General features: G+C 46.4%; 11 protein-coding genes. 6 read left to right on the top strand and 5 right to left on the bottom strand.

Features of this window, described 5'->3' with window-relative positions; genetic code table 11:
* Positions 1 to 10: 10 nt before the first annotated feature.
* Positions 11 to 1,417 (bottom strand): 3-isopropylmalate dehydratase large subunit, encoded by a 1,407-nt coding sequence (leuC, locus tag ABIE50_RS10100; protein ID WP_209863899.1) that lies wholly within the window; start codon positions 1,415 to 1,417, stop codon positions 11 to 13.
* 153 nt (positions 1,418 to 1,570) lie between these two features.
* On the opposite strand from leuC, the gene ABIE50_RS10095 reads away from it, so the two are divergent.
* The gene (locus ABIE50_RS10095) at positions 1,571 to 3,124 is read left to right on the top strand and encodes a hypothetical protein (RefSeq protein ID WP_142683359.1); all 1,554 of its coding nucleotides are present in this window, start codon (positions 1,571 to 1,573) and stop codon (positions 3,122 to 3,124) included.
* Positions 3,125 to 3,139: 15 nt separating this feature from the next.
* On the top strand, positions 3,140 to 3,718 hold the full coding sequence (locus tag ABIE50_RS10090) for an NADPH-dependent FMN reductase (protein WP_142683360.1): 579 nt from the start codon (positions 3,140 to 3,142) through the stop codon (positions 3,716 to 3,718).
* Here the strand turns inward: ABIE50_RS10090 and ABIE50_RS10085 are convergent.
* Positions 3,697 to 4,824, bottom strand: a complete 1,128-nt coding sequence (locus ABIE50_RS10085; protein ID WP_209863901.1) for a hypothetical protein — start codon at positions 4,822 to 4,824, stop codon at positions 3,697 to 3,699. The genes ABIE50_RS10090 and ABIE50_RS10085 overlap by 22 nt on opposite strands.
* A 1-nt stretch (position 4,825) precedes the next feature.
* Positions 4,826 to 5,467, bottom strand: coding sequence for an ABC transporter ATP-binding protein (locus ABIE50_RS10080; RefSeq protein WP_209863905.1), 642 nt, complete (start codon positions 5,465 to 5,467; stop codon positions 4,826 to 4,828).
* Positions 5,468 to 5,914: 447 nt separating this feature from the next.
* Between ABIE50_RS10080 and ABIE50_RS10075 the strand changes: the two genes are divergently transcribed.
* The 3 genes from ABIE50_RS10075 to ABIE50_RS10065 all read left to right on the top strand — a co-directional run bounded on the left by ABIE50_RS10075 (position 5,915) and on the right by ABIE50_RS10065 (position 9,912).
* On the top strand, positions 5,915 to 6,889 hold the full coding sequence (locus tag ABIE50_RS10075) for a ribonucleoside-diphosphate reductase small subunit (RefSeq protein WP_209863908.1): 975 nt from the start codon (positions 5,915 to 5,917) through the stop codon (positions 6,887 to 6,889).
* Positions 6,890 to 6,928: 39 nt separating this feature from the next.
* Positions 6,929 to 9,301 carry a ribonucleoside-diphosphate reductase subunit alpha gene (locus ABIE50_RS10070; protein WP_209863911.1) on the top strand — a complete coding sequence of 791 codons (2,373 nt, stop codon included), beginning with the start codon at positions 6,929 to 6,931 and terminating at the stop codon, positions 9,299 to 9,301.
* 149 nt (positions 9,302 to 9,450) lie between these two features.
* Positions 9,451 to 9,912 (top strand): ORF6N domain-containing protein, encoded by a 462-nt coding sequence (locus ABIE50_RS10065; protein WP_209863914.1) that lies wholly within the window; start codon positions 9,451 to 9,453, stop codon positions 9,910 to 9,912.
* 19 nt (positions 9,913 to 9,931) lie between these two features.
* Here ABIE50_RS10065 and ABIE50_RS10060 read toward each other — a convergent pair whose 3' ends face one another.
* Positions 9,932 to 10,759 carry a helix-turn-helix domain-containing protein gene (locus ABIE50_RS10060; protein WP_209863917.1) on the bottom strand — a complete coding sequence of 276 codons (828 nt, stop codon included), beginning with the start codon at positions 10,757 to 10,759 and terminating at the stop codon, positions 9,932 to 9,934.
* A 9-nt stretch (positions 10,760 to 10,768) separates the two neighbouring features.
* The gene (locus ABIE50_RS10055) at positions 10,769 to 11,431 is read right to left on the bottom strand and encodes a TrmH family RNA methyltransferase (RefSeq protein WP_354027952.1); all 663 of its coding nucleotides are present in this window, start codon (positions 11,429 to 11,431) and stop codon (positions 10,769 to 10,771) included.
* 51 nt (positions 11,432 to 11,482) lie between these two features.
* Between ABIE50_RS10055 and ABIE50_RS10050 the strand changes: the two genes are divergently transcribed.
* Positions 11,483 to 14,185 carry an AsmA-like C-terminal region-containing protein gene (locus ABIE50_RS10050; RefSeq protein WP_209863923.1) on the top strand — a complete coding sequence of 901 codons (2,703 nt, stop codon included), beginning with the start codon at positions 11,483 to 11,485 and terminating at the stop codon, positions 14,183 to 14,185.
* Positions 14,186 to 14,560 lie beyond the last annotated feature (375 nt).

Genomic DNA, 14,560 nt, shown 5'->3' with positions numbered 1-14,560 from the left:
CCGGCTTTTATTAACTGTTTACCAGCAATTCCCTTACATCTGTTACTTTACCCGTAATGGCTGCAGCCGCCGCGGTGAGCGGGCTGGCCAGGAAGGTCCGGGCATTGGGGCCCTGGCGGCCTTCAAAGTTACGGTTGGAGGTAGAAATACAGTACATACCCGCAGGCACTTTGTCTTCGTTCATGGCCAGGCAGGCAGAGCAGCCTGGTTCGCGCAGCTGGAAACCGGCTTCGGCAAATATTTTGTCGATACCTTCTTCCATCGCCTGGGCTTCTACCTGTTTGGAGCCGGGCACGATCCATACCACCACATCATCGGCTTTATGTTTGCCTTTTACAAAATCTGCTACCAGGCGTAAGTCTTCAATACGGGAGTTGGTGCAGCTGCCAATGAATACATAATCTATTTTTTTACCCAGCAGTTCAGTCCCGGGTTGCAGGTCCATATATTCCAGCGACTTTTTGAAAGAGGGTCTTTCCTTTTCGTCGAGCTGGTCCAGGGCAGGGATGTGGCGGGTAACGCCCATGCCCATACCGGGATTGGTACCATAGGTGATCTGTGGCTCTATATCGGCGGCATCAAAGGTGAGTACCTTATCAAATTCGGCGTCGCTGTCGGAGTACAGGGTTTTCCAGTATTCGAGGGATTTGTCCCAGTCTGCTCCTTTGGGAGCAAACTCACGGCCTTTGATATAATCGAAAGTAGTTTCGTCGGGAGCGATCAGTCCTCCGCGGGCGCCCATCTCGATACTCATATTACAGATGGTCATACGGGCTTCCATACTGAGGCTGCGGATTGCTTCCCCTGCATATTCCACGAAGTAACCGGTAGCGCCGGAGGCGGATATTCTGGAGATAATATAAAGAATGATGTCTTTGGAAAGTACGCCCTTGCCCAGTTGCCCTTTCACTTCGATCTTCATCCGCTTAGGCTTGTACTGCAAAATGCACTGGGTGGCCAGCACCTGTTCCACTTCGGAAGTACCGATACCGAAAGCAACCGCGCCAAAAGCACCGTGGGTACTGGTGTGACTATCGCCGCAAACGATGGTCATACCCGGCAGGGTAATTCCCAGCTCCGGTCCTATTACATGTACTATGCCCTGGAACCGGTGGCCCAGTCCATACAACTCCACGCCAAACTCGGCTGTATTTTTAGTGAGCATTTCCACCTGGTGCCGGCTCAATGCTTCTTTAATGGGCTGGTCCTGGTGCAGGGTAGGTACGTTGTGGTCGGCGGTAGCCCTGGTTTTAGCCGGGCGGAACACCGGGATGCCGCGCTTGCGGAGCCCGTCAAATGCCTGGGGGCTCGTTACCTCGTGAATAAAGTGCGTGTTAATATACACGGCATCGGGATGCCCCGGCTTGCTCACCACGATGTGGCTGTCCCAGATTTTATCAAATAACGTTTTTCCCATCCTTTTGCTTCCTTTTATAATTGTTTATACCTTCAAATCTAATGGTCATTAATTAATTGCCATATCGCTAAATTTGCTTTAATTACAACCTTTAAACACCTCTGATACACATTAAAATACTGTTTATCAATTATTTACAAGATTTTAATAACGATGCCCAACAGTCAAAGTGATGCATTATTCATATTAATAAAAACCTTAACAAAAGCAGAAAAACGCAATTTTCAGCTCGCGTTCAATAAAAACAATACCAAAGAGGACGTACTTTTTATCCAGTTGTTCAACACACTGGACAAAATGAAGGACTATGATGAAGAGCAGATCCTGAAGAAAATAACCGATATCAAAAAGCAGCAGCTGTCGAACGTAAAAGCACATCTTTACAAACACCTGTTGTCCAGCCTGCGGCAGTTATATAAACAAAAAGACCCCCTGATCGACCTGCGCGAGCAGCTGGATCATGCGCGGGTACTGTATAATAAAGGACTGTATAACCAGAGCCTGAAAATACTGGCCAAAGCTAAAACCATGGCGCAGGAACAGGAAGAGGTAATGCTCACCTATGAAATTGTGGAGTTCGAAAAACTGATTGAGTCCCGTCATATCACACGGAGCCTGGAAAACAGGGCGGAGGTGCTGAGCACGGAATCCAGGCAAATTGAGCAGCAGCTTACCAATATCAGCCGCCTCTCTACCCTTTCCCTGCGGATGTATGGCCTGTATCTGAAGCTGGGCCATGCGCGCAACGAGCGCGACGCTGAAATGGTGAAGTCCTTTTTCGAAAGCCAGCTGCCGGCATTGCAACATGCGCACATGAGCTTTTATGAAAAAGTGTACATGTACCAGGCATCAAGCTGGTACTACTATATTTTGCAGGACTTTGTGATGTATTACCGCTATACGCAGAAGTGGGTGGACCTGTTCCGTAAATACCCCTCGCTGCAGCAAACGGATATGGACCTGTACATCAAAGCACAGCATAACCTGCTCACTGCGCATTTTTATACTTCCAATTTTGAAAAATTCAAGGCGGCGCTGTGCGACCTGGAAGAATTTATCCGCGATAACCAGGATAACTTCCATGAAAACACCCGTACATCGGCATTTGTATACCTGTACACCGCGAAAATAAACCGTTACTTCCTGGAAGGCACATTCAGCCAGGGTTTGGCAATGGTGCCCGAACTGGAAACAGAGATCAGCAAGCATACCCTGAAAATAGACCAGCATCGCGTGCTGGTATTCTACTATAAGATTGCCTGCCTATATTTTGGTAGTGGCGATAACGATAAAGCCATCGTCTATCTTAATAAAATTATCAATTTAAAGATCGGCAACCTCCGGGCAGATATCCAGTGCTTTGCACGTATCCTGCATCTTATTGCTCATTATGAACTGGAGAACTACAGTTTGGTAGAATACCTGATCAAATCTGTTTACCATTTCATTTCAAAGCACAAGGATCTTGGCCTGGTGATGGAAGAGATCATGAAATTCCTCCGCCGTTATATTTATGCCAATCCCAAAGCGCTGCGCAATGCCTTTGTGGATCTGAAAGACAGGCTGGAACAGATTTCAGAGGATCCGTACGAACGCCGTTCCTTCCTTTATCTGGATATTATTTCCTGGCTGGAAAGCAAGATTGAAGGCATACCGGTACAGGAAGTGATCCACCGGAAATTTGTGAATAAAGAGAAACGCATTTAAATAATATACGAGTATATGTCTGCTGAAAAACATTATCATTTTGTTGCCCTCTCCGGCAGTTTACGGAAGGGCTCCTACAACACCATGGCACTGAAAGCGCTGCAACAACTGGCGCCTTCCAACATTACCGTTGAACAGGTATTCTTCGACAAGATCCCCATGTACAACGCCGATCTCCATACAGAACAACTGCCGGAAGAAGTGGTGCCGCTGGTGCATAAAATAAAGGAATCCGATGGGGTGATCATTGTTTCACCGGAGTACAACTACTCTATTCCCGGTGCGCTGAAGAACGCCATAGACGTGGTTTCCAGGCACCCCGACAAGCCTTTCAGTGAAAAGGCGGTGGCTATTATGGGCGCCTCCCAGGGCCAGATAGGTACCGCTCGGATGCAATATCATTTACGCCAGGTAATGGTGTTCCTGAACGCGTTTGTGATCAATAAGCCGGAGATCATGATCAGCAGCGCCCAGCATAAGTTTGATGAAAACGGCAACCTCACCGATGAGTTTTATATTAAGCAATTGCCGCTGCTGTTGCAGTCGCTGGCCCGCCTGAGCGATAAGATGGGTCATGAGCCCGATTCTATATAAGGTTCGTAAGTACGGTATTTTGTAAAGAAGATGATGGCCGAAGCTGTCTGCAGCAGCAGTACAGCCGGCCATTCATAATGACCAAGCACCATGAACAGCACAATGAAGGAAGTAAGCATGGTATAACGTACATGTACCTCCGGGTTCATTTTCGGGAAAAACAACATGGTACGGAACAGGATCAATAATGACAATGCCGTGCAGAAAACCGTTATCAGCCCCCATGGCGTTGTTTTCGTATATGCATTAACACCGATGATGATCATCTCCGGTAAAAAAGTAATGATATACACACCGGTCAGCCGCATGTAATGGGAGAACAAACTAACCGGAAGGTTCTCCATAAAATTGAGATAGGTATCATCAAATGCGCGGTGATGCACCATCAGCTGCATATGCGTGAGCACACTGATCATAACGCCAAGCTGTAATCCGCGCAGATCAAAATAACCGCCCCTGTCCATTATCAGAAAGGTTAACCACAGCACTCCCGCCGACACCAGCTTGGTGCTCACAATACGACGGGGAAAGTTTGTAAACAGTTCATACAGGAAAAACAATACCGGCGGTTTGGTAAAATGCCGGTTGAGCCACCGTTGCAGGTGACCGGTAAAAAAGATCACGTCTGGTTGTTCCAGCTTCCTTTCATATAACCTTAACGGCCATATGCAGTTGGCAATGTTGATAACTGCAATTATAGCTGCCTGTGTATAATACCCTTGCCGGATGGCAACAATAAGTGTAATGGCCACATATACCAGTACCGGCATATAAATGGCCGTATGAAGCCGCAGCCAGATCATACGGCGGGCGGATCTGTCTATACTTCCCAAGGTGGGATACAGGAAATCATATCCCTGCAGCTGGAATGTTTTCAGCATAAAGCCCACGCATTTGAGCGCGTAGGAAGTCCACAGCAGCAGTACCAGGAACAGGAAGGTATAGTTGCCAAGGAAACCGAGCATCAGTCCTTTGTGATAGGCCAGGAGGTTAGCGCTGTTCACCACCCCGAAGAGCAGGTAAAACAGTACCAGGAAGAAGCCCGTATTCTGAATATAGAACCGTTGTGTAAATATTTTACCAAGTATAGCGGAGGTAGTACGCATGTTAGCTGAGCGTAATGTTTTTATGGGCTACTTTCAGTGTGCCCGTTACCGTTAATTCTTCCGCATCCAGCGGCTGGTGGGAAGTAATACAAAAAGAAACGCCTTTGGCGCTGTATTCCCGGATCAGGTCGTATAAAACCGCCAGTGCGCGGGTGTCTATGGTGATCAGGGGCTCATCCAGCAGGATCAGGGCCGGTGTACCGGTAAAAGCCAGCAGCAGGGAAAGCTTCTTCAGCATTCCGCTTGAGTAGCTGCTTACCGGGTTATTCACAAAAAGGTGTACTCCCAGTTTTTCGCTGATGGCCCGGATATCATCCGGGTTGCCGCCTTTGGTATTGAGATAAAGCTGCAGCAGGTCGCGGCCGGTGAGAAACGACGGGTAAAGCGGTTCTGCTTCTGCGTAGTTGATCAGGCGGCGGAACTGTACCGGATGCCGGCGGCTGCTCACCTTCCCCTGGAGCAGGATCTCGCCTTTAAAGGGGATCAATCCTGCCATTACCTTCATACAGGTGGTTTTGCCGGCGCCGTTCTCCCCCTGCAGCCAGTAGATGCCGGCGGGCAGCTCCAGCCGGGCTATATCCAGGATGGGCACATCCTGGTAATTCTTCTTCACTGCATGCAGGGCTATAACCGGTTCGGACATATGAAAATGCTTAAAAGTGTAAATATGAAAAATTAACGCATATATATCTACGGACGGCTATCTTTTTAACAAAAATTTTCCCGGCACATTTTTCTACTGATCATCATTCATTTAGCCGTAGCAGTTAAAAAAATAATCATATAAGCCAGATTTTCACAGTTGCCCTTTCACATACAAAGGATATTGCATATGCACAAGGTGCAAAACCCGTGAAACACGCGCTGCCACTATAGTTTCATTAAAGTTCTATATCTTTTCCACACCTGTTAGTAACTAAAGTTATACACGGTGAGCGGGATGCTTACATTTGTAATCCTGAGCGTATGGATTTTAGGAAACGATGATGTTGAAATATGATCTGAGGGAGACAGGACAGTGAGATTTCAGTATGCTGACCCCAGGAAGAAAAACCAAAAACCTTCGACAGTACCCATAAAATAATTAAAGATGAGTAACGAGAATGAAATTCTTTTAAAAGAGAACAAGGACCGTTTTGTGCTATTGCCGATCAAATACCCGAAAATCTGGGAGCAATACAAAAAACATGAAGCCAGTTTCTGGACAGCAGAAGAAATAGATTTAAGCAGCGACCTTAAGGATTGGGCAGGCCTGAATGATGGAGAACGTCATTTTATTTCCCATGTACTGGCGTTTTTCGCCGCCAGCGACGGGATCGTTAATGAAAACCTGGCTGTAAACTTTATGAGTGAAGTACAGATCCCGGAAGCCCGTTGCTTTTATGGCTTCCAGATCATGATGGAAAACATCCACTCTGAAACATATGCATTGCTGATTGACACCTACGTAAAAGACCCTTCGGAAAAAGACCGCCTGTTCCATGCGATCGATACCGTGCCTGCGGTAAAGAAAAAAGCAGAATGGGCTTTACGCTGGATCGAGAACGGCACCTTCGCTGAGCGCCTGGTAGCCTTCGCCGCGGTAGAAGGGATCTTCTTCAGCGGCAGCTTCTGCTCTATCTTCTGGCTGAAGAAAAGAGGCCTGATGCCGGGATTGACCTTCTCTAACGAGCTGATCAGCCGGGATGAAGGCCTTCACTGCGAATTTGCCTGCCTGCTGTACAGCATGCTGGAAAATAAGCTGAGCGAAACACAGGTACACCAGATCATCCGTGATGCGGTGTCTTACGAAAAAGAATTTATTACAGAAGCCCTGCCGGTTGGACTGATCGGTATGAATGCCGAGCTCATGTCGCAATACATTGAATTTGTGGCCGACAGATGGATCGGGGAACTGGGCTATTCCAAGATATTTAATGCGTCTAATCCTTTCGACTTCATGGAAATGATTTCCTTACAGGGTAAGACCAACTTCTTTGAAAAACGTGTGGGCGATTACCAGAAATCCGGCGTAATGGGTGGTACAAAAGAATCACAGACATTCAGCCTGGAAGAAGATTTTTAAAAACATTTTGAATTACTAACCTCTTAAATTCACAAACCCATGTTCGTAATCAAAAGAGATGGAAGGAAAGAAGCAGTGAAGTTCGACAAGATCACTGCGCGTATTGAGAAACTATGCTATGGTTTCAATACTGAATACGTAGATGCCATAGACGTAGCGAAAAAAGTAATACAAGGTTTGTATGATGGGGTAACCACCAGCGAACTCGACAACCTGGCTGCAGAAACAGCCGCATCCCTCACAACCAAGCACCCGGACTATGCACTGCTGGCTTCACGCATAGCAGTAAGCAATCTGCATAAGAATACCATCAAGTCGTTTTCCAAAACGATGAAGAAACTGTATGAATACATTGATCCAAAAACCGGCAAACCAGCAGCACTGCTGTCTGACGACGTATGGGACATCATCAGGAAAAATGCAGAGATACTGGATTCCAGCATCATTTACGACCGCGACTTTGCTTTTGACTACTTCGGTTTCAAAACACTGGAACGCTCTTACCTGCTGAAAACAGACGGTAAAGTACAGGAACGCCCGCAGCATATGCTGATGCGCGTAGCCGTTGGCATTCATAAAGAAGACATCGACTCCGCCATCAAAACATATAACCTGATGAGCGAGCGCTGGTTCACACATGCCACACCTACCCTGTTCAACGCCGGCACACCAAAACCACAGATGTCTTCCTGCTTCCTGCTCACCATGCAGGACGATAGCATCGAGGGCATTTACGATACCCTGAAACAAACCGCGAAGATCTCTCAGAGCGCAGGTGGTATCGGTTTAAGCATTCATAACATCCGCGCTACAGGCTCTTATATCAGCGGCACTAACGGTACCTCCAACGGTATCATCCCAATGCTGCGCGTATTCAATGATACCGCACGTTATGTAGACCAGGGCGGTGGCAAACGCAAAGGCGCTTTCGCTATCTACCTGGAACCATGGCATGCCGATATCTTCGAATTCCTGGACCTGCGTAAGAACCACGGTAAAGAAGAGATGCGTGCCCGCGACCTGTTCTATGCCCTCTGGATGCCAGACCTGTTCATGAAACGCGTAGAATCCAATGGCGACTGGTCATTGTTCTGCCCTCATGAAGCACCAGGACTGCATGAGTGCTGGGGTGAAAAATTTGAAGCACTGTACGAACAGTACGAAAAAGAAGGACGCGCCCGTAAAACAGTGAAGGCACAGGATCTCTGGTTTGCCATCCTCGATGCACAAATCGAAACCGGTAACCCTTACCTGCTGTATAAAGACGCCGCCAACCGCAAATCCAACCAACAGAACCTGGGTACCATCAAGAGTTCCAACTTGTGCACTGAAATCATCGAATATACCGATGCAGATGAAGTAGCTGTTTGTAACCTGGCTTCCCTGGCGCTGCCACGCTTTGTTATTGACGGTAAATTTGATCACGACAAATTATACGAAGTAACTTACCAGGCTACCCTGAACCTCAACAAGATCATCGATAACAACTACTACCCTATCGAAGAGGCCAGACGCAGCAACCTGCGCCACCGCCCTGTAGGACTGGGTGTACAGGGTCTTGCTGATGCGTTTATCCTGATGCGTTATCCGTTTGAAAGCGATGAAGCTAAAAAACTGAACAGCGAAATATTTGAAACCATTTACTTCGCAGGTTTGAGCGCTTCCAACGAACTCGCTAAAAAAGATGGCGCTTATGAAAGCTTCCCCGGCTCCCCGGCTTCCAAAGGAATCCTCCAGTTTGATATGTGGGATGTAAAACCTTCCGCACGCTGGGATTGGGACAGCCTGAAGCAATCTATCATAAAAGATGGTATCCGCAACTCCCTGTTGCTGGCGCCAATGCCTACCGCTTCTACTTCACAGATCCTCGGCAATAACGAGTGCTTTGAGCCATACACCTCTAACATCTACACCCGCCGTGTACTGAGCGGAGAATTTGTAGTGGTAAACAAACACCTGCTGAAAGACCTGGTAGAACTGGGACTGTGGGATAATGACATGAAAACGAAGATTATTTCACACAATGGATCTATCCAGAACATTGCTGAAATACCTGCCAATATTAAAGAACTGTACAAAACAGTTTGGGAAATCAAACAACGTAACCTCATTGATATGGCGGCCGACCGCGGAGCGTTTATCTGCCAGTCGCAATCACTGAACCTGTTCGTTGATACGCCAACTACCGGCAAACTTACTTCCATGCACTTCTACGCCTGGAAGAAAGGACTGAAAACCGGTATGTACTACCTGCGTACCCAGGCTGCTGCACAGGCCGTTCAGTTTACCGTTGAAAAACAAGGCGGTCAGCAGATCCAGCCAGTAGTTGCTACCGGCGGCAATGCAGAAGAAGAGATTGTAGTGGGTGCTGTTTGCACCATGGAAGAAGGTTGCGTTACCTGCAGTGCATAAGGGTTTATGTAAGTATAAATGCGGATCCCTGGCCTAAATGGCCAGGGATTTTTTTTTAACCTGACAAAGAATTGAGGTAATGAATGTGGCCTTAAAGAGCTTTCATGTGTATAAGTTAATGAACAGAATAGGTTACAAAAAATTGGATAATGCTAGACCGTGATCCTGCAGAGCTATACAATGTAAAACCAATACAGTTAAGGGAGCAGGTAAAACGGAATATGGACAGATTCCCCGAAAACTTTGTTCCAGTTAACGGAAGAGGAAACAGAAAGGATGGTATCGCAAAATGCGATACCATCCAAACAGCACCTTGGTGCCATTTCCCATATGTTTTTACTGAACATGGTGTATTAATGCTGGCAAATGTATTACGTAGTGAAAGAGCCATACAAGTGAGCATCCGTATTATTGAAATTTTTGTGAAGATGCGGAAGATGTTGTCCACTAACAAAGATATTCTACTGAAACTGGAACAGCTGGAAAAGAAGTCCGGCAGCCATGATGCAGATATACAACTGATCTTTGAATACCTGAGGGAATTACTAAGTCCCCCGCAGGAACCACGTAATATAATTGGTTTTACACGACATGGTGAGGTCAAAGCCTAGCCTGGACAGTGTACGCAATTTAATACCTCCTCCCCCGCTTCGTGGTGCAAAACTCCTTCCCTGCTATCTGTTTAATAAATACCTCCGGAGAAGTGCCCAGGTAGTGCTGAAAATCTTTGATCAGGTGGCTCTGGTCATGATAACCGAAATCGTGGATAAGATCAAACCAATCTACAGACGCAGCTGTACTATGCTCTATGCTGCTGATCACCTGTTTGAAACGGAGAAACCGTAACATTTCCTTGGGGGAATAACCCACATACTTTTTAAAACGCAACTGCACGGTACGTTCAGACAGTTCTGCATCTGCGGCAATGGCTTTAGCCGGTTGTATCAGCGGATCGTTAAAATAATCGGCGCCATTAAGCAAAGGCTGCGCCCCTTCCTCTGCAGCAAGTGCAGTTGCAGAAATATAATCCTTTAATATTTCTACCCTTTCAGCCGGGGATGCACATCTCTTCAACACCTCCCACAATTCCCGGGCATCCTCAGGATAATGCAGCTCTTCCCCGTTCAGCTCATCTACCGGCACCTGGTACAACCGGTAAAAACCATCCAGGTTAAATACCACGGCCAGCAGGTCCGCCCCCGGCAGCAACTCGTAGTTCAGCATCTTCCTTAAAGGGCCCAAAACAGCAGCTTTCTCTATCTGCATATTACCCAATGCTTCAGCTGCAAAAGAAAACCTTACAGGGGCTCCAAAATTGAACAGCAACATCATTTCATAGTTGGGAGAAAGATGCGCAACAGTAGTTGCAGCATCCTCACCGGACCGGATCACATAAAAATGCTTCACAATATCCGACAACGGCGGTACAACCTCGAAATGTGTTCCTTCGTATGCCATAAGAAACGGTTAATTTTCTGCTTCAAGATCCTCTGCCCTGAAGCCCCATTCGCTTAACAGCGATTGATATTGCTCTTCAGGAAGGCTTTGCTGCTTATAATGCCCGGCAATGGTTTTCTGGCGCATGGCTTCATAAATGCTCACCGCGCAGGCCACCGAAATATTCAGCGAACGGATAATACCCATCTGCGGAATGATAAAGTTACCATCCGCCATGGCCCTGGCATCATCACTTACACCATTCTGTTCATTCCCGAATACCAGCGCTACCGAGCCACTGAAATCAATATCGTAAAGACTTACCGCATCCGCGGCAAGATGGGTGGTCAGTATTTTATCATATCGTTTACGCAACGCGGCAAAACAATCTGCTGCGTTATCAAAATCATGTATGGTAAGCCATTGTTTGGCGCTACTGCTGCTCCTGTGGCCCCAGTTTTTTCTCCGCGGCGCTTTTGAGGTGATAATATAAATATCCTGTATACCCACGGCATCGCAGGTACGCATCACCGCCGACACATTATGAGGGTCCTGTACATCCTCCAACACTACGGTTAAATTAGCCTGCCGTTTACCCAATACAGATAATAATTTTTCTCTTCTTTCCGGTGTCATACGCTGAATATTGCCGCTAAAATACGAAATAGTGCAGAGATGGTCCCGCACCCTCATTTTCTCCTTTATACATTATGCTTATCTTCACCCCCAAAATATAAATAACCTATGATCAAAAAGATCCTGAAAATTGTGGGTATCGCAATAGTGGTCTTGATACTGGCCGCTATTGCCATCCCGTATTTCTTTAAAGACAAGATAATAGCGAAAGTAAAAACAGAACTGAATAAGCAGCTGACTGCCAGAGTAGATTTTAAAGACGTGGATATCAGCTTGTTCCGTCATTTTCCACGACTGGCAGTAGGCCTGGAAGAATTGCAGGTGATCGGCACCGGTGAATTTGCCGCCGATACCCTTCTTTCTGTAAAACAGATAGACGTAGCCCTTAACCTGATGAGCGTTATTAAAGGAGATAAGATGGACATCTACAACATTGCCCTCTTACAGCCACGTATACACGCTATTGTAAATAAAGACGGCGCCGCTAACTGGAATATCACCAAACCGGATACTGCAGCGGTAAACCCGGCAGATACCAGCAAAAGCACCTTTGCCCTCAGCCTGCAGCAATATAAAATTGAAGATGCCTGGATCGATTATGACGACCGGCAGGGCAACATGGAATTACTGGTTACAGGCCTGAACCACCAGGGTAAAGGCGATTTTACACAGGACCAGTTCCTGCTGCAAACCAGCACCACCGCCTCCGGCATTACTTTCCGGTATGGCCTTATCCCTTATTTATCACAGGTAAAAACTTCCCTGGACGCAGCTATCCAGGTGGATAATAACAGTAACACCTATACGTTTAAAGACGGCAAAGCATCGCTCAACAACCTGGAACTGGCGCTGCAGGGCTTCTTTAAGCTGGTAAACGACTCTACCTATGGCATGGACATGAGCTTCAAAGCACCCTCCACCAATTTTAAAGACCTGCTGTCTTTAATACCTGCCGTATACAAAACAGATTTTGATAAGATAAAAACCAGCGGTACCGCCGCTTTTGGCGGATTTGTAAAAGGTACTTACTCACCTGTGCAGATGCCCGCATTTGGACTGGACCTATCCGTGAAAGATGGCTTCTTCCAATACCCGGATCTTCCAAAACCGGTAAAAAATATCCAGATCGCTATGAAGATCAGCAATCCGGACGGCGTACCGGATCATACAGTAATAGATATGCCTACCGGTCACCTGGAAATGGATAACACCCCGCTTGACCTGCGTATGCTCATCAAAACACCGGTATCCGACCTCTATGTGGACGCAGCCGCCAAAGGCAAACTGGATCTTTCCAAGATCACCCAGTTTGTAAAACTGGAATCCGGCACCAATTTATCCGGCCTGCTCGACGCGGACATCAGCGCCAAAGGCAATATGAGCGCCATCGAAAAACAACAGTACGACCGCTTCTATGCCGCCGGCACCCTGCAACTGAGCAACATGCTGTATAAAAGCAAAGATTATCCCGATGGCGTAAAAGTAAATAATCTCTCCCTGCAGTTCAATCCTAAAAACGTAACAGTAAAGGATCTGAACGGGCAATACCTGGGCACTAACTTTGAGGCCAATGGTGAAGTTAATAACCTCCTCGCCTATACGTTTAAAAATGAACCGCTGGATGGTCAGATGAATTTCAAGGCAGATGAAATAAATCTTGATAAATGGATGGGGACCGACAAGCCCGCTTCTTCCGAACCATCTGCTGCTAAAAAAGATTCCGCAGCCGCTGTACCGTTTGCAGTGCCTGCCAATCTTAACCTGGGGCTCCAGGCCAATGTGAATAAGATCCATTACGATAAAGCTGATCTTACCAATGTATCCGGTAAGCTGCTGGTGAAAGATGAAACGGTAACCATGCAACAGCTGAAAGCCAATGCCCTGCAGGGTACTATGGAAATCAACGGTAGCTACAGCACTAAGGCCAGCAAAATAAACCCCGACATTAACCTGGCTTATGACGTGCAAAACCTGGATGTACAACAAACATTCAACACCTTTAATACCGTGCAGAAATTAATGCCTATCGGCAAATTCCTTTCGGGTAAAATTACGTCGCAGTTAACCATGCATGGCAAGCTGGGAAAAAATATGTCGCCCGATCTGAGTACGCTTACCGGAGATGGCAGCCTGCTGCTTGTACAAGGATTCCTGAAACAGTTTGCCCCTGTTGACCAGCTGGCCAATTCCCTGAATATTTCACAGCTGAAAGATATCTCACTGCGTGATATCAAAAACTATTTCTCTTTTGAAAACGGCCGCGTAAAAGTAAACCCGTTCAAAGTAACGGTGAATGGCATACGAATGGACATTGCAGGCTCACACGGCTTTGACCAGTCGCTCGATTACACGCTGCAACTGGCGCTGCCACGCAGTTTGATGGGCACTGCCGGTAACACGTTGGTGAACAACCTGGCCTCACAGGCACAAAGCAAAGGCATTCCTGTTCAACTGGGCGACAGCGTTCATCTGCAGGTGTTAATGGCCGGCAATATCCTCAAGCCAAGTGTAAAAACAGACCTGCGTGAAACTGCCAACAACCTGAAATCACAGGCAGCAGAGCTGGTAAAGAACAAGATCGACACCGTAAAAAACACGGTAAAGGATAGTCTTAACCAGATCAAAAATACAGCAGTCAATTCCCTGAAAAACGAATTAAAAAATCAGCTCAGCGGAAAGAAGGACTCCTCACAAACCTCCTCCGGCAAGCCACTTGAAAATGTGGGCAAACAAGCCGGTGAATCCGTGAAGAATACCCTTAACGGCTTGTTCGGCAAGAAGAAACCAGCCGCGGATAGTACGAAGCATTAATGCGGAATTTGTCTTGGTACACTGATTTTGATGATTCGGCTGATTTTATTTTTTTAGATTTTTATAAGAATAGTAAGGGAGATAAGAGCAATATACCGCTCATATCTCCCTTTATTATTAATCAATAGTTCGGTAGTTATTATCATTTCTCTATCAAAAAAAATACTTCATTGATTTGGTTGAACCCACGAAACAATTCAATCAGTGCTTAAAATTCATTTAATAACATTCTGATTTATTAAACTATTTTAATAAATATGTTGATCAAAATGCCTAACATTATATGTGTTCTGATCTTATATTATAAGCTTTGGATGAAGAATGTAAGCCTTTAATTGTAACCCTTTAACCCTACATTCTAATTAATTACTATGA

This window comes from Chitinophaga sp. OAE865 (genome assembly GCF_040546735.1).
In the GTDB taxonomy this organism is placed as follows: Bacteria; Bacteroidota; Bacteroidia; order Chitinophagales; family Chitinophagaceae; genus Chitinophaga; species Chitinophaga polysaccharea_A.
This window is presented reverse-complemented; position numbering and strand designations above follow the sequence as displayed.